Here is a 17392-nt window from a genome sequence, read left to right on the forward strand (position 1 = left end):
GGGGGACGCTCCTCGAGGGCTCAGACGAGCCCCGTGTACTGCTGCCACGCGGGCCCGGCGTCGGGTGCATCGTCCCGCGTGACCGAGGCCTGGATGAGGCCGTACGGGCGGTCATCGGCGTGGAAGACCTCGTTGTCGTTGGCGATCCCGAAGCGCGCGAGGTCGTAGGCGAAGTGGTGCTTGTTGGGCGCGGACAGGCGCACCTCGACCAGCTCGGGCACGGCCTCGAGCGCGGCCCTGCCCATCTCGAACAGGGTCTGCTGCAGCGCGAGCGAGTGGAAGCTCGCGAAGGTCTCGACCAGTGCGGCCTTGATCTCGGCGTACGCCTCGTCGAAGTCGAAGGTCTCGACGTCCACCGACCCGAAGCGCCACCTGGCCACGAGCGAGGTCGCCATGATGCGGTCGGAGGTGGGCTCGAGGACCGTGTACTCGTCGGTGAGGAAGCCGTGGAACTCCGAGCCCGAGGACTTGAGCACCACCAGGTCCTTGAGCCCGCCGGTGATCCACGTCGCGCCGTCCTCGACCGTGACCGCGACGGTGCGGACCTCCTGGCCCGAGCGGACCCACGAGAAGTCATGCGGCGCGCCGCCCACGGAGACGCGCTCCCACGCGTACTCCTCCAGCTCGACGCGTGCCTGGTCGACCGGCTCGACGTCGGCGACGAAGTGCGTCGCGAGCGCGAGCGCGTACCGCTCGAGGGAGGCGAGCCCCACGGTCTTCGCGAACGCGTAGGACGTCTGCTTCTGCGTGTCGGTCGGGAGCACGGCGCCCTGGTCGCCCGTGAGATGAGCGTCGTCGAAGCGCCCGCGCAGGCAGGTGCTCACGTTGACGTCGCGGATCTCGTGGCGGGGGCTGTCGCGCACGATGCGCACGATGCGGTTCTCCGCCTTGCCGTACTGGTGGTCGCCCAGGATGATCGCCATGGTCGCCTCTCTCGGGGTCGGGTGCCTCGTCGCACGCTAGGACAGTTGGATTACACGGACATTTCCAGGGCTCACGGTCGCGCGACGAGCGTCCCCTCGGCCTCCTCGGAGCCCGCGAGCCACACGCGCCGCACGCGGCCGGCGAGCGCGTGTCCGTCGTAGGCGCTCACGGGGTTGCGGTACTCCAGTGATCCGGCGTGCACCTCCCACGGCTCCTCGGGCGCGAACGCCACGAGGTCCGCGTCGCGTCCGGCCTCGATCGCGCCCTTGGACGCGAGCCCCGCCCAGGCCGCGGGCCGGGTCGAGACCCAGCGCACCGCATCGTCCAACGAGAAGCCGCGCGTGCGCGCGCCGGTCCACACGGCCGCGAGCGACGTCTGCAGTCCGGCGATGCCGCCCCACGCCACCGAGAAGTCGCCGCCGCCGGCCATCTTGAGGTCCGCGGTCGCGGGGGAGTGGTCGGAGGCGACGAAGTCGATGGTGCCGTCGGCGAGGGCCTCCCACAGGCGCTCGCGGTTCTCCTCGCTGCGGATCGGCGGGCAGCACTTGTACTGGGTGGCGCCCGCGGGGATGTGGTCGGCGTCGAACGTGAGGTAGTGGGGGCAGGTCTCGACGGTGAGCGGCAGCCCCTCGGCCTTCGCCTCCGCGATGAGCGGCAGCGCCGACGCCGCCGAGAGGTGGAGGATGTGCGTCCGCGCGCCGGTCGCGCGCATGGCGGTGATGACGGTCTCGATCGCGCCGGCCTCGGCGGCCTGGGGTCGCGAGCCCATGAAGGCCCCGTAGTCGCGGCCGGCGGGGTGGTCGTACATCTCGAGCACCGCCGGGTCCTCGGCATGCACGATGAGCAGGCCGCCGAAGCCCGCGATCTCGTCCATCGCCATCACCAGCTGCGCGCGGTCGAGGTGCGGGAACTCGTCGACGCCGGAGGGCGCGAGGAAGCACTTGAACCCGAAGACGCCCTCGTCCCACAGGCCGCGGAGGCCCCCGAGGCTGGCCGGGATCGCGCCGCCCCAGAAGCCCACGTTGACGTGCGCCTTGCCCTCCGCCGCGGCGCGCTTCACCGCGAGGGCGTCGGGCGAGACCGTCGGCGGGATCGAGTTGAGCGGCATGTCGATGAGGGTGGTGACGCCGCCCGCGCGCGCCGCTCGCGTCGCCGAGTCGAAGCCCTCCCACTCGGTGCGGCCGGGCTCGTTGACGTGAACGTGGGTGTCGACGGCGCCCGGGATGAGCACCTCGTCGGGCGCGAGCACCACCTCGCGGGCGGCCGCCGCGTGCGCGTCTATCGGGCCGACCGCGACGATGCGTCCGCCGTCCACCAGGACCGATGCGGGCACGGTGCCCGTCGGGAGGACGGCGCGCGGCGCACGGATGACGAGGTCGTGGGTCATGCGATCCCTCCGGGCGGGGTGACAGACTGGCGGACGTGTTCGAGATCGCGCGCGAGGCGCTGGGGGTGCTGCACGAGGGCGGGGCGCTCGGCGTCGCGGTGGTGACCGGCGTGCACGGCTCGACGCCGCGCGCGCCCGGCTCGGCGATCGCCGTGACCGCGGACGGCCGCGCGATCGGCGCCATCTCGGGCGGCTGCCTCGAGTCCGAGGCGTACGAGCTCGCGCTGTCCCGCCTCGCCGATCCGCGACCCGTGACGCAGACCCTCGGCGGCGAGCCCAGCCTGTACCGCCCCGGCCTCGCGTGCGGCGGCGCGGTCGACGTCGTCGCCTTCCGGCTCGCGCCCGGGGACGATGCGGTGGCCGCCTTGGAGGCATCCCTCGCCGACGGCGAGGTGACGCTCGCGCTGCCGCTCGGGCACCGCATCGTCCGCCCACGCGCGCCCCGTCTCGTGATCGTGGGCGCCGTCGACTTCAGCCCCGCGCTCGCGGCCGCGGGCCGGGCGCTCGGCTACCGCGTCATCGTCGTGGACCCGCGGCCGGTGTTCGCGACCCCCGAGCGCCTGCCCGCCGCGCACGAGGTGCACGTCGGCTGGCCCGACGCGTTCCTGCGTGGGCTCGACATCTCCGCGGAGACAGTGATCTGCCTGCTCACGCACGACGAGCGCGTCGACGTGCCCGCGCTCGAGGTCGCGCTCGCCTCGCCCGCCGGGTACGTGGGCGCGATGGGGTCGCGGGTGGTGGACGCGCGGCGCCGCGAGCGGCTGCGCGAGGCGGGCGTGAGCGACGAGGCGCTCGCGCGGCTGCGCTCGCCGATCGGGCTCGATCTGGGCGGGTCGACGCCTGCCGAGACCGCGGTGGCCATCCTCGCCGAGGTGCTGCTCGACCGCGCGGGCGCGACCGGGAGGCCGCTGACGGGGCTCGCGGGCGCCATTCATCGGGGCTCCGAGGACTGAGCGTCCCGAACAGGGTCGTCGGTGCCCATTCCTGAGGACTGAGTGTCCCGACCGGTGCGGGAGGCCGCGAGGCGCCACACGCGGTCCCTCGTCATCGGCAGCTCCATGGGACGCGCCCCGATCGCTCGCCTGATCGCGTTCGCGAGCGCCGGGGCGACCGGGTTGTAGGGCGACTCCGACATCGACTTCGCGCCGTGCGGTCCGAGCGTGTCGGAGGTCTCCGCGAAGTACACCTCGGTCTCCGGGACGTCCGCCATCTGGGGGACCCGGTAGACGCGGAAGGCGGGGTTGGTGGGCGCGCCGTGCTCGCCCATGAGGACCTCCTCGTACAGCGCGGAGCCGATGCCCTGCGCGACCCCGCCCTCGACCTGGCCGCGGCACTGGGCGGGGTTGAGGACCACGCCCGCGTCGGCCGCCTGGATCGACTGGAGGATCCGCACGGTCCCGGTCTCGAGGTCGACGGCGACGCGGAACGCGTGCACGTTGAAGGCGAGCGAGCGGATCTTGCCGTCCGTCTCGCCGTCGGCCGTGAGCCCCTCCGGCGGGATCGCCTCGCCCGCGTCGAGACGCGCCCGGAGCGTTGTCGCCGCCGCGTGGACCGCCTTGCCCGCGACGGTGATGCCGGTCGAGCCGAACGCGCCCGTGTCGTGCTCCGTCGCGTCGGTGTCGGAGGTGCGCAGCCGCACCGCCTCGACCGCGATCCCCAGCGCCGACGCGGCGATCTGCGCGAGCACCGTGTGCGTACCGTTGCCGAACTCCACGGTGCCCGCCGCGACGAGCGCCGTCCCGTCGGGGAACGCGGTGACCGACGCGGTGCCGCGGTGGCCGCGCGGGGGGATCGTCGCGATCATCGACAACGCCATGCCCTCGCCCACGGCCCAACCCTCCGGCGCCCGCACCCCGTTGCCGCGTGCGAGCGCCGCCTCCGCGAGGTCGAGGCACTGGTCCAGGCCGTACGAGCCGAAGATGAGGTCGTCGTGGTGGCGCCGCTCCGTCACCCCGAGCGTGTCGCCCTCGCGGACGGCGTTGCGGCGGCGCAGCTCGAACGGGTCGATGCCGAGCGCGAGCGCGAGCTCGTCGAGCGCGGACTCGACCGCGAAGATCACCTGCCCGAGCCCGTACCCGCGGAAGGCGCCCGCGGGCGTGGTGTGCGTGTAGACCACCTCGGCGTCGAGCCGCTTGGCGGGGGAGCGGTACGCCTCGAGCGACTCCGCGCAGCCGTGGAACATCACCCCGATCGCGTGGTTGCCGTACGCGCCGGTGTTGCTGAGGACCGCGATGTCCATCGCGGTGAGGACGCCGTCCGCGTCCGCGCCCAGCGTCGCCGTCACCCGGAAGGGATGCCGGGTCGCGGTGCGCACGAACTGCTCCTCGCGCGTCATCTCGTACGCGACGGGCCGCCCGGTCGCGAGCACCGCGAGGGCGACGATGTCCTCGGTGAAGATCTCCTGCTTCCCGCCGAAGCCGCCGCCCACCCGGGCGGTGAGGACCCGCACGGACTCGCGCGGCCGGTCGAGGATCACCGCGAGCTCGTCGCGGGTGAGGAACGGCACCTGGGTGCTCGAGCGCAGGGTGAGGCGCCCGTCGTCGTCGATCCACCCGAGCGATCCGTGCGTCTCGAGCTGCGCGTGGCTCACGCGCGCGTTCGACCACGTGCCGGTCGCGGTGGCCGCCGCCGCGGCGAGCCCCGCGTCCACGTCGCCGTAGCCGCCCTTCCACGACGCGATCACGTTGCGGCCGGCGTCGGCCACACCGTCCTCGGAGGTGCGGTCCGGGTGCACGAGCGGGGCGCCCGGCGAGCGCGCCTCCTCCGGGTCCATGACCGCGGGCAGGACGTCGTACTCGACGCGCAGCGCGGCGCAGCCCGCCTCGGCGAGCGCGGGGGTGTCGGCGATCACCGCCGCGACGCGCTGCCCGTGGAAGCGCACCACGTCGTCGAGGATCCGGGTGTCGCGGGGGTCGTCGAGCCGGTTCGCGTGGCGCGCGGTCGAGAACCGCGCCGCGGGCGCGTCCTGGTGCGTGAGGACCGCGTGCACGCCCGGGATGGCGAGGGCGGCGGTCGCGTCGATGGAGACGATGCGCGCGTGCGCGTGGGGGCTTCCCAGCACCTTGAGGTGGGTGAGGCCCGGCACCTCGGTGTCGAACGTGTACGGCTCGCGACCCTGCACCACCCGGGCCGCGGCGGGAGGCGCCGTGCTGGCGCCCACCCCGCCGGACGCATCGTCCCCCGCCGCCGACGGGCACCCCACGCAGCCGCCGCCGCAGCCGCGCACCGCGTGCTCGACGGCCTCCCGGATGGGCCGGTATCCCGTGCACCGGCACAGGTTGCCCTTGAGGCGGCGGTCGAGGTTCGGGAGGTCGTCCTCCGTGAGCGTCGCCGCGGTCACGGTCATGCCGGGCGTGCAGAAGCCGCACTGGAACGCGAAATGGCGCGCGAAGCTGTCCTGCACGGGGTGGAGGTCGTCGCCGGGGGCGAGGCCGCCCGCGGTGGTGACCTCGCGGCCCTCGGCGCGCACGGCGGGGTAGAGGCAGGAGTGGACCGGAGCGCCGTCGACCAGGACGGTGCACGCGCCGCAGTCGCCGGCGTCGCAGCCCTTCTTGACGGTGTGGACGCCGCGCTCGCGCAGGTAGGTGCGCAGCACCTGTCCCGGTGCCGGCTCGCCCGCGACCTCCTCGCCGTCGACCCTCACGCGAGCTCCTCCGCGACCTCGGCAGCCAGCACGCCCGCGACGTGGCGGCGCCAGTCCGCCGCGCCGAGGGCGTCCGTGTAGAAGCCCGACCCGGCCCGCGCATCGTCCCGTGCGACGTCGGGCGGCGGGGGAGCGGCGTACCGCAGCACGGTGGGCGTGAGGGTCGCCGCCGTGATCACGATGACGGTGCGCCCGTCCGCGTGCGCGCGGCCGCTCACCACGGCGCCCGAGCGGCCCAGCTCGGCGAGCGCGATCCTGCGCAGGGCGGTGCGCGCGCGCAGGGCGTCGGCGCCGATGCGCACCTCGCGCACCAGGTCGCCGTGCGCGAGGGTCGTGGTGCCGTTCCCGGTGGGCAGGCTCGCCACGGGGACGATGCGGTCCTCGCCGTCGGCGCCCCAGATCAGGGCATCGGCGTCGAGGGTGACGCACGCGGCGAGCATCGCGGCGGCCGAGTAGGCGCGGCAGATGTTGCCGACGACGGTCGCCTCGTTCCAGATCTTGAAGCTCGCGAGCAGGGCGTGCGCGGCGTCGGCGAACAGCGGCTGCGCGGCCCACCCGACGTGGGGTGGCAGCGCGAGCAGGTCGGCGATGGTGCAGCCGGGGCCGATCGTCAGGCCCTCCCGGCTCACCGCCAGCCCGGGCCCGGGCAGGCGCGTGACGTCGACGAGGCCCGTGACGTCGCGGTTGGGTTCGGAGAACAGCCAGGTTCCGCCCGCGAGGAAGCGCTCGCCGGGCGCCAGGGCCAGGTCCGCGCGGGAGGCCGCGACGCGATGGGCAGCCACCGTGGTGAGATCCATGGCGCCTCCTGTCGAACCGGGCCGTCCGGGCGAGTCTGCCACGCCCGAAAGTCACGATCGGGTCAAGAAAACCGGAATTTACGAGGGCGAAACACAACCGCGCATGTTCATGAAATCTACATTCCATAACGTCGTCCCGACGTGCCGGACGTGTGTCCGGAATACGCGGAAGGCGATCGCCTCGTGACGGGCTCCCGCCGCACCGCGCGTCCATCAGAGGGAGAAGACATGCGTTTCATGAACGGCAAGGCGGGCCGTCGGGCCGCCGCCGCGGGCCTCGCAGGCGTCGCGGCGCTCGCGCTCACGGCGTGCTCGTCCGGCTCGGCCGACCCCGCGGCCTCGGCCTCGGGCGGCTCGGAGGCCCCGGCGGCAGCCGCGGACTACGGCGACCTCACCGTCCAGCTGTCCTGGATCAAGAACGAGGAGTTCTCGGGCGAGTTCTTCGCCGACTCGAAGGGCTACTACACGGACGCCGGCTTCAGCTCGGTCGACCTGGTGCCCGGCCCGTCGACCGGCGCCGCCGAGCTGCTGTCCGGCACCGCCGACGTGGCGCTGTCCGACGCGGTGTCGATCGGCTCCGCCGTCGCCTCCGAGCAGGCGCCGCTCAAGATCATCGGCACGACCTACCAGAAGAACCCCTTCACGGTCCTGTCGCTGGCCGACGGCGGCGACATCAAGACGGTCCAGGACATGGTCGGCAAGAAGATCGGCGTCCAGGACTCCAACACCGCGCTCTTCGAGGCGCTGCTCGCGGCCAACGGCCTCACGGACAAGGACGTCGAGATCGTCCCCGTGCAGTACGACCCCGCGCCGCTCACCAACGGCGAGGTCGACGGCTTCATCGCCTACCTCACCAACGAGGCCATCACGGTGCAGGCGGCCGGCTACGACACGGTCAACCTGCCGTTCGCCGACAACGGTCTGCCGTTCGTCGCCGAGACCGTCACGGTCACGGACCAGTCGATCGCGGACAACCGTGACGCCCTCAAGGCGTTCCTGGTCGCCGAGATCAAGGGCTGGACGGACGCGGTCAACGACCCGGCCGAGGGCGCGCGCCTCGCGTACGAGGAGTACGGCAAGGACCTCGAGCTCAACTCCGACAACTCGATCGCCGGCGCGACCGCGCAGGCCGAGGACCTCGTCGTCTCCGACGAGACCGCCGCGAACGGCCTGTTCACCATCTCCGACGACCTGCAGGCCGCGACGCTCGCGTCGCTCAAGGGTGCGGGCATCGACCTCCAGGCATCGGACCTGTTCGACATGAGCCTGCTCGACGAGGTCTACGCGGAGCACCCCGAGCTCGTCGCCTACGCGGGCTGATCTGCGGGAGCACCAGTGACCGACGTCACCGAGACCGGTGCCCGGGGCGAGACCGCCCCGGGCACCGGCCTGCAGATCTCCGGGCTGTCCAAGGTCTTCTCCTCCGGGAGCAAGACCGTCACCGCGTTGCAGGACGCGAACCTCCACACCGACCGCGGATCGTTCCTGGCCCTCCTCGGGCCGTCCGGCTGCGGCAAGTCGACCATCCTGCGCATCCTCGCCGGGCTCGAGCAGCCCACGAGCGGCACCACCCGCGTCGACGGGCGGAGCCCTAAGGACCTGCGCGCCTACAACGAGCTGGGCATCGCGTTCCAGGACTCGGCGCTCCTGCCGTGGCGCTCCGTCTACAACAACATCAAGCTGCCGTTCGAGGTGGCCGGCAAGCCGGTCGACCACGACTACATCGAGGAGCTCATCGAGCTCGTCGGGCTCAAGGGCTTCGAGAAGGCCAAGCCCTCTCAGCTGTCGGGCGGCATGCGCCAGCGCGTGTCGATCGCGCGCGCGCTGGTCCTCAAGCCGTCGGTGCTGCTGCTCGACGAGCCCTTCGGTGCGCTCGACGACATGACGCGTCAGCGCCTCAACCTCGAGCTCATGCGCATCCTCGCGGCCAAGCCCGCGACCACGCTGCTCGTCACGCACGGCATCTCCGAGGCGATCTTCCTCGCCGACCAGGTCGCCGTGATGAGCCCGCGCCCGGGCCGCGTCAAGGAGGTCATGACGATCGACCTGCCGCGCCCGCGCACCCCCGAGATCCAGCGCAGCCCCGAGTTCCACGCGTACGTCGACCAGGCGTCGGAGCTCCTGTTCGGCGCGGGCGGCGCGGCCATCGAGGACGAGTGATGGGACGCCGCCTGCCCCCGTGGGCGACGGCGACGCTGAGCGCCGTCGGCCTGATCGCGTTCTGGTGGATCGCGTCCGTGACGATCTTCGCGAACGTCGGCTCGGGCGACACCAAGGCCATCCCGACCCCGGCCCAGGTGGTTGCCGAGTGGGGCAACGTCGGGTGGGACTTCTACGTCACGCACTTCTCGGTGACGCTCAACGAGGCGCTGCGGGGCTACCTGTGGGGCAACGGCATCGCGCTCGTGCTCGCGGGCCTCGTCATGGTGGTGCCGCGGCTCGAGGGGCCGGTCATGCAGCTCGCGGTGATCACGTACTGCATCCCCATCGTGGCGATCGGGCCGCTCGCGGTCCTCATCTTCGAGGTGCCCAAGAAGGGCGATCCGTCCGGCACCGCGGTGTTCATCGCGGCGCTGTCCGTGTTCTTCACCACCGTCGTCGGGTCGCTGCTGGGCCTGCACGCCGCGGACAAGGCCAGCCTCGACGTCGTCCACGTCTACGGCGGGTCGCGGCTCACGCAGCTGCGCAAGGTGCGCGTGGTCGCGTCCCTGCCGGCCGTGCTGACCGCGCTGCAGATCGCCGTCCCCGCAGCCTTCCTCGGCGCGGTGCTCGGCGAGTACTTCGGCAAGGTCGAGACGGGCATCGGCCCGGCGATGATCATCGCGCAGCAGTCCCTCAACTCCCCGCGCGTGTGGGGCCTCGCGCTCGCGTCGGGCGCCGTCGCGCTGGTGCTGTACCTGGCGGTCGGGCTGCTCACGCGGCTGTCGACGCCGTGGGCGAAGGGAGCGGCCGCCTGATGGAGGTCATGCAACAGCCTCAGCAGCCCACCCAGCAGGTGACCGAGCTCGCCGAGCAGGTGCGCCGCCAGGCGCGCCGGTCGACCCTGAGGTCGCTCGGCTCCTCGCTGCTCACCTTCGTGCTCACCTTGGTCGCTGTCGTGGTGATGTGGCAGGTGGTCCTGTGGGTGTCGGACCTGTCGCCCTACGTGGCGAAGGGCCCCGCCGACGTATGGACCTTCTTCTTCGTCGACGAGGACGCGGCCGCCAACCGTGACGAGATCGCCTCCAACCTCGCGGTCACGCTGCGCGACGCTGCCATCGGCTTCTCCGCCGGCCTGCTGCTCGCGCTCCTGGGCGCGATCGGCTTCCGCCTGTCCAAGGGCTTCGAGCACGCGGTCATGCCGCTCGCGCTGCTGCTGCGCTCGGTGCCCCTCATCGCGTTCGCGCCCGTGATCATCATGATCTTCGGCCGCGAGTTCATGACGGTCGCGGTGATGGGCGGCATCGTCGTGCTGTTCCCGGCGCTCGTGAACATCGCGTTCGGGCTCAAGCAGGCGTCGCAGCAGTCGCTCGAGGTGGTCCAGGTGTACGGCGGCAGCCCGCTCAAGCAGCTCACCAAGGTCGCGCTGCCCGCGTCGCTGCCGGCGTTCTTCGCGGCGGTGCGCGTGTCCGTGCCGGGCGCGATCACGGGCGCGCTGCTCGCCGAGTGGCTCGCTACCGGCGAGGGCATCGGCGGCGTCATCAACGGCTACTCGACGTCCGCCAAGTTCGACGAGCTGTGGGCGTCCGTGGTCGTCGTGACGGGAGTCTCGCTGGTCCTGTACAACCTGGTGCAGATCCTCGAGAACACCGTCCTCGTGCGGATGGGCATGCACCCGTCGAAGCAGGTGTGAGCGTGGCCTCGGTACCGACGACCGAGGCCGACGAGGCCGCCATGCGGCTGGGGGCGCGGATGCGGGAGCTCAGGAAGGCGCGCGGGCTCACCCTGGTGGGGCTCGCAGAGGCCACCGGGCTCTCGCACCCGTTCCTCTCCCAGGTGGAGCGGGGGCTCGCGAACCTGTCGCTGCAGTCGCTGCGGAGGATCGCGGTCGCCCTTGAGACCAGCCCCGTCGAGCTCGTGGCCGCCACCGAGTCCGCGGCGGCGCCGCGGCGCGTCGAGGTGGTGCGCGCCGGCTCGCGCCGGGTCACGCCCGAGGGGTTCGCGCGCGGCACCGCGGTGTCGCTCGTGCGCGGCGCGCGGCCGTTCGCGCCGATCCTCGTCGAGTCGGACGCGCGCGAGGCGGGGGAGGCGTTCGTCCACGCCGAGGACGAGTTCGTGTACGTGCTGGCGGGCGCCGTCACCGTCGAGACGGACGGTCGCGCGCACGCTCTCGCCGTGGGCGACTCCGCCTACTACGCCGGTGGCGTGCGTCACCGCTGGTGGTCGCCGGAGGCGTTCCGGCTGCTCGTGGTGAAGCAGCAGGCGCGGTAGCTCAGCCCCTGAGCCGCTCGGTCGCCTCCACCACGCGCCCGGCGATCACGCGCTCGTCGCCGTTCACCAGGAGACCGTCGACCACCACGTCGCGTCCCTGGACCAGCATGCGCCGCACGCGCGGCAGCGAGCCCAGCCCCAGCGCGGCGACGGGATCCGCGATGCCCGCGTGCTCGACCTCGCCGAGCTCCCACAGCACGATGTCCGCGAGCTTGCCCGCCTCGAGCGACCCGATCTCCCGCTCGCGCCCGAGCACACGGGCGCCACCCATGGTCGCGACCCGCAGCGCGTCGCGCACGGGCATCGCGCCCGCCCCGTCGCGCAGCCGCGCGAGCAGCGCCGCCTGGCGGATCTCGGAGCCGAGCCTGCCATGCTCGTTCGACGCGGCGCCGTCGACGCCGAGCCCCACGGGCGCGCCGGCGTCCAGCAGCGCCCGCACCGGCGCGATCCCCGCCGCGAGGCGCCCGTTCGAGGACGGGCAGTGCGCGACCCCGGTGCCCGTCGCGGCGAACCGCGCGACGTCCTCGGGGGACAGGTGGACGCAGTGCGCCATCCACACGTCGGAGCCGAGCCAGCCGAGCGACTCGAGGTAGTCGGTCGGGCTCATCCCGAACCGCGACCGGCAGAACGCCTCCTCCTCGACCGTCTCCGCGCCGTGCGTGTGCAGCCGCACGCCGAGGTCGCGCGCCAGCGTCGCGGACTCGCGCAGCAGGTCCGAGGTGACCGAGAACGGCGAGCAGGGCGCGATCGCGACCCGCACCATCGCGTCGAACGACGCGTCGTGATGCCGGGTGACGGCCTCCGCGGAGGCGGCCAGCGCATCGTCCGTGGTCTCGACCGCGAAGTCCGGCGGCAGCCCGCCCTGAGACTCGCCGAGGTCCATCGAGCCGCGCGTGGCGTGCAGGCGCAGCCCCAGCGCGCCGGCCTCGTGCGCGATCGCGCCGACGATGTCGCCGGTGCCGCGCGGGAAGATGTAGTGGTGGTCGCCCACGGTCGAGCAGCCCGAGCGCGCGAGCACGGCCATCGCACCGGCGGCGGCGGCGCCGGCGGTGTCCTCGTCGATGCGGGACCAGGTCGGGTACAGCGCGACCAGCCAGTCGAAGAGGATCGCGTCCTGCGCCCAGCCCCGGGTGAGCCACTGGTAGAGGTGGTGGTGCGTGTTGATGAGGCCCGGGGTGACCAGGGCGCCCCGCGCGTCGATGCGCGTGTCGGCGGCGTCGCGCACGTCGGACGGCGCTGCGCCCTCGCCCAGCGCCGCGATCCGGCTGCCGCGCACCGCGACCCACCCGCGCGACCACTCGGTCCCGGCGGCGTCCACGGTGGCGACGTGGCCGCCCTCGATCAGCGTCATTCCTGGCATGGGGTCTCCTCGGGGAAGGTCACCTCAGGCTAGACGGCGGGGGGGACGATGCGGCGGCGGGCCCCCGCTGTCGGCGCGCCGTGGTGGGATAGTCCCGTGACCGACCCCCGCGCCCGCCACCAGGAGCTCGTCCAGGAGATCGAGGCTCACCGCCACGCCTACTACGAGCTCGACCAGCCGACCGTCTCGGACGCCGACTACGACGCCCTCGAGCGCGAGCTGCGCGACCTCGAGGCCCGGTGGCCCGAGCTCACGACGCCCGACAGCCCCACCCAGACCGTGGGCGGCGCCGTCGCGACGGGCTTCGCGTCCGTGAAGCACCGCGAGCGGATGATGAGCCTCGACAACGCGTTCTCGATCGAGGACGTCGAGGCCTGGCTCGCGCGCGTGGAGAAGGAGGCCGGCCCGCAGGCGGTGGTCTGCGAACCCAAGATCGACGGCCTGTCGCTGTCGCTCACCTACGAGGACGGCGCGCTCGTGCGCGGCGTGACGCGTGGTGACGGCACCACCGGCGAGGACGTCACCGCGAACGTCCTCACGATCGCGAGCGTGCCCCGCACGCTCGCCGGCGACCACGTGCCGGCGCTCGTCGAGGTGCGTGGCGAGGTGTTCCTCCCGGTGGCGGCGTTCGAGGAGCTCAACGCGCGCCTGCTCGAGGACGGCAAGGCGCCCTACGCGAACCCGCGCAACACGGCGGCCGGATCGCTGCGGCAGAAGGATCCCGCGGTGACCGCGACGCGTCCGCTCGACCTCACCACGTACGCGCTCGGCGCGCTCGACTGGGGCGCTGCCACGCCCCACCCGGCGATCGGCAGCCAGCACGGCGTCTACGAGGTGCTGGCCTCGTGGGGGCTGCCCGTCACGGAGCACGCACGGGTGGTGACCGGTGTCGACGCCGTCGCCGGCTACCTGCGCGAGCTCGAGGACAAGCGCCACGCGATGGTCCACGAGATCGACGGGGCCGTCCTCAAGGTCGACGACCGCGGCGCCCAGGGCGCCCTGGGCTCGACGAGCCGCGCCCCGCGCTGGGCGATCGCCTACAAGTTCCCGCCCGAGGAGGTCCACACCACCCTCGAGGACATCCGCGTCGACGTGGGCCGCACCGGCCGCGTCACCCCGTACGGCGTCATGACACCCGTGCTCGTGGCCGGCTCGACCGTCACCTACGCGACCCTGCACAACGCGCACGAGGTCGCGCGCAAGGGCGTGCGCATCGGCGACACCGTCGTGCTGCGCAAGGCGGGCGACGTCATCCCCGAGATCGTCGGCCCCGTGGTCGCGGCCCGCACGGGCGACGAGCGCGAGTGGACGATGCCCGCCGACTGCCCCTCGTGCGGCACGCCCCTCGTCGAGCAGAAGGAGGGCGACAAGGACCTCCGCTGCCCCAACTCCGAGTCCTGCCCCGCGCAGATCGTGGACCGCATCGCGTTCATCGGCTCGCGCGGCGCCTTCGACGTCGAGGTGCTGGGGGAGAAGGCCGCGGCCGCGCTCGTGGAGAGCGGGGTGCTGCCCAACGAGGCCGGCCTGTTCGCCCTCACCGAGGAGGACCTCAGGCGCGTCCCGCTGTTCGTGCTCGACAAGGACTCCAAGGTCAAGGGTGTCGAGCGCAAGGCGGGAGACCTCAGCGCGAACGGCGCCAAGCTTCTCGAGAACCTCGCCGCGGCCCGCACGCAGCCGCTGTGGCGCGTGGTGGTGGCGCTCAGCATCCGTCACGTCGGCCCCACCGCCTCCCGTGGGCTGGCCACCGCCTTCGGCTCGATGGACGCCATCCGCGCCGCCTCGGAGGAGCAGCTCGCGGCGGTCGAGGGCGTGGGCCCGGTCATCGCGGACGCCGTGCTGCAGTGGTTCACGGTGCCGTGGCACGGTGAGATCGTCGACCGCTGGGCGGCCGCGGGCGTGCGCATGGAGGACGAGCGTGACGAGACCGTCGAGCGCACCCTCGAGGGCCTCACGATCGTCGCCACGGGCTCGCTCGAGTCCTTCACCCGCGACTCCGTGAAGGAGGCGATCATCTCGCGCGGAGGCAAGGCCGCATCGTCCGTCTCCAAGAAGACCGACTACGTGGTCCTGGGTGCGAACGCGGGCTCCAAGGCCGCCAAGGCGGAGGAGCTGGGCGTGCCGATGCTCGACGAGGCGGCCTTCGTGCGCCTGCTCGAGGGCGGTCCCGCGGCGCTGTCCTGAAACGCGCCGCGTCCCCTCCCGCCGGTCGGAGCCCGTGGGTAGTCTGGCCGGGAGGGGGAGGGAGGAGCCATCATGAACAGCGCGATGGTCATCGGCATGGTCGCCGGCGTCGTGGTGCTCGTGGTGCTCGTGATCGCGATCGTGGTCGCGGTCTCGCGCCGCCAGCCACCCCCGCCTCACGAGGATCCGGGCCGCGGCCCCACCGGCCAGCACCCGGATCCGCTCGAGGGCACGCCCTCGGAGACGTCCACCCCGCAGTGGGACCGCACCATCGACCCGAACGAGGGGCCCCAGTGACATCAGCCGTCCGTGCCATCACCCCCGAGGAGAAGTCCCGGCTGCAGGAGATCGGCGAGCTCACCGCGCTCGCGTACCTCGCGGACGGGCTCGTCGACCACGCCCACCCCTACCTGCCGCAGCTGCGCGACGCCGCCGCCCGCGCGGCCGGCGCCGAGCTGCTCGCGATGATGGACGGCGAGCGCGGCGAGGGCTCGATCGTCGGCACCATCACGCTCGTGCCGCCGGGCAGCCCTTTCATCGAGCTCGCGGAGGACGGCGAGTACGAGCTCCGGATGCTCGCGGTGTCGCCCATCGAGCGCGGCCGCGGGATCGGCCGCCTGCTCACCCAGGCAGCGATGGACCGGGCGGTCGAGCAGGGTGCCCCGCGCATCGTCCTCTCGACGATGGAGACGATGCACGCCGCCCACCGCCTGTACGAGCACATGGGGTTCCGGCGGCGCGAGGAGCTGGACTGGGTGGTCGTCGACAACGCGGACGGCTCGGTGACGCGGGTCCCCCTCGAGGGCGGGGAGCCGCCCGCGGGCGCCGTGCGCCTGCTGGGGTACGCGTGGGAGCCCGCCCACTAGACTCGGGCGCATGTCTTCCCTTGACCGATCCGATGTGGCGCGCCTCGCGGCGCTCGCCCGCATCGACATGACCGACGCGGATCTCGACCGCCTGTCGGGCCAGCTCGCCGTGATCGTCGACGCCGTCGCCAAGGTGGCCGAGGTCGCCGGCGAGGACGTCCCGGCGACGAGCCACCCGATCCCGATGAGCAACATCCACCGCGAGGACGTGGTCCGCCCGTCCCTCGCGCAGGACGATGCGCTGGCCGCCGCCCCCGACGCGGAGGACGGGCGCTTCCGCGTCCCGCAGATCCTGGGGGAGGAGGCGTGAGCGTGACCGACTGGACCCGCGCGACCGCCGCGCAGATGGCCGACGCCCTCGCCGCCGGCGAGGTCACCTCCGTGGAGCTGGTGCAGGCGCACCTCGACCGCATCGCCGCTGTGGACGGCCCCGTGCACGCGTTCCTCCACATCGACGCCGAGGGTGCCCTCGAGACCGCCCGCGCGGTCGACGCGGACCGCGCCGCCGGGGTCTCGCTGCCCCGCCTGGCCGGCGTGCCGATCGGCATCAAGGACGTGCTCGTCACCAAGGGCCTGCCCACGACGGCCGGCTCGCGCATCCTCGAGGGCTGGATCCCGCCGTACGACGCGACGGTGACCCGCCGCGTGCGCGAGGCCCGCATGCCGATCCTCGGCAAGACCAACATGGATGAGTTCGCGATGGGCTCCTCGACGGAGCACTCGGGCTACGGTCCGACCCGCAACCCGTGGGACCTCGACCGCATCCCCGGCGGCTCGGGCGGCGGCTCGGCGGCGGCGCTCGCGGCCTTCGAGGCGCCCCTCACCATCGGCTCCGACACGGGCGGCTCGATCCGCCAGCCCGCCTCGGTCACCGCGACGGTGGGCGTGAAGCCCACCTACGGCGGCGTGTCCCGCTTCGGCGCCATCGCGCTCGCGTCGTCGCTCGACCAGCTGGGCCCGTGCGGCCGCACCGTGCTCGACACGGCGCTCCTGCACGAGGTCATGGGCGGCCACGACGAGATGGACGCCACCTCGCTGGACGAGCCCGTCCCGGCCGTGGTCGAGGCCGCGCTCGAGGGCGCGCGGATGGACCTCACCGGCGTGAAGGTGGGCGTCGTGCGCGAGCTCAGCGGCGCCGACGGCGGCTACCAGGCCGGCGTGACGCAGCGCTTCGAGGAATCCCTCGCGAAGCTGCGCGACATGGGCGCCGAGGTCGTCGAGGTCTCGTGCCCGTCGTTCGAGTACGCGCTCGCCGCGTACTACGTGATCCTCCCGTCGGAGGCGTCCTCCAACCTCGCGAAGTTCGACTCGGTGCGCTTCGGCCTCCGCGTCGAGAAGACCACGGTCGAGAAGACGATGCTCGCGACCCGCGCCGAGGGCTTCGGCGACGAGGTCAAGCGCCGCATCATCCTCGGCACCTACGCGCTGTCGGCGGGCTACTACGACGCCTACTACGGCTCGGCGCAGAAGGTCCGGACCCTGGTCCAGCGTGACTTCGACGCCGCCTTCGAGCGCTGCGACGTGCTCGTGTCGCCCACGACGCCGACCACGCCGTTCAAGATCGGCGAGCGCATCGACGACCCGCTGGCGATGTACCTCAACGACATCGCGACCATCCCGGCGAACCTCGCGGGCATCCCCGGCATGTCGCTCCCGTCGGGCCTCGCGCCCGAGGACGGCCTGCCGGTCGGCTTCCAGATCCTGGCGCCGGCCCACGAGGACGCCCGTCTGTACCGCATCGGCGCCGCCCTCGAGGCGTCGCTCGCTGCCGAGTGGGGCGGCCCGCTGTCCGCGCAGGCCCCGGAGCTGGAGGTGGCCGAGTGA

General features: G+C 73.2%; 16 protein-coding genes. 11 read left to right on the forward strand and 5 right to left on the reverse strand.

Annotation, left to right across the window (positions count from 1 at the left end; translation table 11 throughout):
- Nucleotides 1-20: 20 nt before the first annotated feature.
- Entirely contained in the window at nt 21-923 is a 903-nt protein-coding gene (gene pucL, locus AOM04_RS06100) for a factor-independent urate hydroxylase (protein ID WP_062463785.1), read from the reverse strand.
- Nucleotides 924-994: 71 nt separating this feature from the next.
- Nucleotides 995-2311, reverse strand: coding sequence for an allantoinase AllB (gene allB, locus AOM04_RS06105; RefSeq protein ID WP_062463787.1), 1317 nt, complete (start codon nt 2309-2311; stop codon nt 995-997).
- A 35-nt stretch (nt 2312-2346) separates the two neighbouring features.
- Between allB and AOM04_RS06110 the strand changes: the two genes are divergently transcribed.
- The gene (locus AOM04_RS06110) at nt 2347-3264 is read left to right on the forward strand and encodes an XdhC family protein (RefSeq protein WP_062463789.1); all 918 of its coding nucleotides are present in this window, start codon (nt 2347-2349) and stop codon (nt 3262-3264) included.
- On the opposite strand, the gene AOM04_RS06115 is transcribed toward AOM04_RS06110, so the two are convergent.
- A complete protein-coding gene (locus tag AOM04_RS06115) occupies nt 3243-5954 on the reverse strand; it encodes a molybdopterin-dependent oxidoreductase (protein ID WP_156160634.1) in 2712 nt (903 codons plus the stop codon). The genes AOM04_RS06110 and AOM04_RS06115 overlap by 22 nt on opposite strands.
- Nucleotides 5951-6751, reverse strand: coding sequence for an FAD binding domain-containing protein (locus AOM04_RS14890; RefSeq protein ID WP_062463792.1), 801 nt, complete (start codon nt 6749-6751; stop codon nt 5951-5953). The genes AOM04_RS06115 and AOM04_RS14890 overlap by 4 nt, the downstream gene beginning before the upstream one ends.
- A 228-nt stretch (nt 6752-6979) precedes the next feature.
- On the opposite strand from AOM04_RS14890, the gene AOM04_RS06125 reads away from it, so the two are divergent.
- Genes AOM04_RS06125 through AOM04_RS06145 form a run of 5 tightly spaced genes read left to right on the forward strand, consistent with a single transcriptional unit; the run spans nt 6980 to nt 11161 of the window.
- The gene (locus AOM04_RS06125; RefSeq protein WP_228373629.1) at nt 6980-8071 is read left to right on the forward strand and encodes an ABC transporter substrate-binding protein; all 1092 of its coding nucleotides are present in this window, start codon (nt 6980-6982) and stop codon (nt 8069-8071) included.
- A 15-nt stretch (nt 8072-8086) separates the two neighbouring features.
- Complete coding sequence (locus AOM04_RS06130) at nt 8087-8911, forward strand: ABC transporter ATP-binding protein (protein WP_062463794.1); 825 nt, start codon at nt 8087-8089, stop codon at nt 8909-8911.
- Nucleotides 8911-9708 (forward strand): ABC transporter permease, encoded by a 798-nt coding sequence (locus AOM04_RS06135; RefSeq protein ID WP_062463796.1) that lies wholly within the window; start codon nt 8911-8913, stop codon nt 9706-9708. Before AOM04_RS06130 ends, AOM04_RS06135 begins: the two co-directional genes overlap by 1 nt.
- Entirely contained in the window at nt 9708-10583 is an 876-nt protein-coding gene (locus tag AOM04_RS06140; RefSeq protein WP_228373630.1) for an ABC transporter permease, read from the forward strand. Before AOM04_RS06135 ends, AOM04_RS06140 begins: the two co-directional genes overlap by 1 nt.
- A 2-nt stretch (nt 10584-10585) precedes the next feature.
- Nucleotides 10586-11161, forward strand: coding sequence for a helix-turn-helix domain-containing protein (locus AOM04_RS06145; protein ID WP_228373631.1), 576 nt, complete (start codon nt 10586-10588; stop codon nt 11159-11161).
- A 1-nt stretch (nt 11162) separates the two neighbouring features.
- On the opposite strand, the gene AOM04_RS06150 is transcribed toward AOM04_RS06145, so the two are convergent.
- Nucleotides 11163-12521, reverse strand: a complete 1359-nt coding sequence (locus AOM04_RS06150; protein WP_062463798.1) for an 8-oxoguanine deaminase — start codon at nt 12519-12521, stop codon at nt 11163-11165.
- 48 nt (nt 12522-12569) lie between these two features.
- Here AOM04_RS06150 and ligA point away from each other — a divergent pair, with 48 nt between their 5' ends.
- The 5 genes from ligA (at nt 12570) to gatA (ending at nt 17392) form a co-directional block, all read left to right on the forward strand.
- Nucleotides 12570-14702 carry an NAD-dependent DNA ligase LigA gene (ligA, locus tag AOM04_RS06155; RefSeq protein WP_062463800.1) on the forward strand — a complete coding sequence of 711 codons (2133 nt, stop codon included), beginning with the start codon at nt 12570-12572 and terminating at the stop codon, nt 14700-14702.
- Nucleotides 14703-14774: 72 nt separating this feature from the next.
- On the forward strand, nt 14775-14999 hold the full coding sequence (locus tag AOM04_RS06160) for a hypothetical protein (RefSeq protein WP_062463802.1): 225 nt from the start codon (nt 14775-14777) through the stop codon (nt 14997-14999).
- Entirely contained in the window at nt 14996-15568 is a 573-nt protein-coding gene (locus AOM04_RS06165; protein WP_228373632.1) for a GNAT family N-acetyltransferase, read from the forward strand. Before AOM04_RS06160 ends, AOM04_RS06165 begins: the two co-directional genes overlap by 4 nt.
- A 10-nt stretch (nt 15569-15578) precedes the next feature.
- Entirely contained in the window at nt 15579-15878 is a 300-nt protein-coding gene (gene gatC / locus AOM04_RS06170; protein WP_062463804.1) for an Asp-tRNA(Asn)/Glu-tRNA(Gln) amidotransferase subunit GatC, read from the forward strand.
- A gap of 2 nt (nt 15879-15880) precedes the next feature.
- The gene (gene gatA / locus AOM04_RS06175) at nt 15881-17392 is read left to right on the forward strand and encodes an Asp-tRNA(Asn)/Glu-tRNA(Gln) amidotransferase subunit GatA (RefSeq protein WP_062463806.1); all 1512 of its coding nucleotides are present in this window, start codon (nt 15881-15883) and stop codon (nt 17390-17392) included.

Source organism: Demequina soli (genome assembly GCF_000971195.1).
Taxonomy (GTDB): Bacteria; Actinomycetota; Actinomycetes; order Actinomycetales; family Demequinaceae; genus Demequina; species Demequina soli.

Bases quoted from the DNA above. Each gene is read 5' to 3' on its own strand.
- AOM04_RS06125 (WP_228373629.1), top strand. From the start codon at position 6,980: ATGCGTTTCATGAACGGCAAGGCGGGCCGTCGGGCCGCCGCCGCGGGC.
- AOM04_RS06140 (WP_228373630.1), top strand. From the start codon at position 9,708: ATGGAGGTCATGCAACAGCCTCAGCAGCCCACCCAGCAGGTGACCGAG.
- AOM04_RS06135 (WP_062463796.1), top strand. From the start codon at position 8,911: ATGGGACGCCGCCTGCCCCCGTGGGCGACGGCGACGCTGAGCGCCGTC.
- allB (WP_062463787.1), bottom strand. From the start codon at position 2,311: ATGACCCACGACCTCGTCATCCGTGCGCCGCGCGCCGTCCTCCCGACG.
- pucL (WP_062463785.1), bottom strand. From the start codon at position 923: ATGGCGATCATCCTGGGCGACCACCAGTACGGCAAGGCGGAGAACCGC.
- ligA (WP_062463800.1), top strand. From the start codon at position 12,570: ATGCGGCGGCGGGCCCCCGCTGTCGGCGCGCCGTGGTGGGATAGTCCC.
- AOM04_RS06150 (WP_062463798.1), bottom strand. From the start codon at position 12,521: ATGCCAGGAATGACGCTGATCGAGGGCGGCCACGTCGCCACCGTGGAC.
- AOM04_RS14890 (WP_062463792.1), bottom strand. From the start codon at position 6,751: ATGGATCTCACCACGGTGGCTGCCCATCGCGTCGCGGCCTCCCGCGCG.
- gatC (WP_062463804.1), top strand. From the start codon at position 15,579: ATGTCTTCCCTTGACCGATCCGATGTGGCGCGCCTCGCGGCGCTCGCC.
- AOM04_RS06160 (WP_062463802.1), top strand. From the start codon at position 14,775: ATGAACAGCGCGATGGTCATCGGCATGGTCGCCGGCGTCGTGGTGCTC.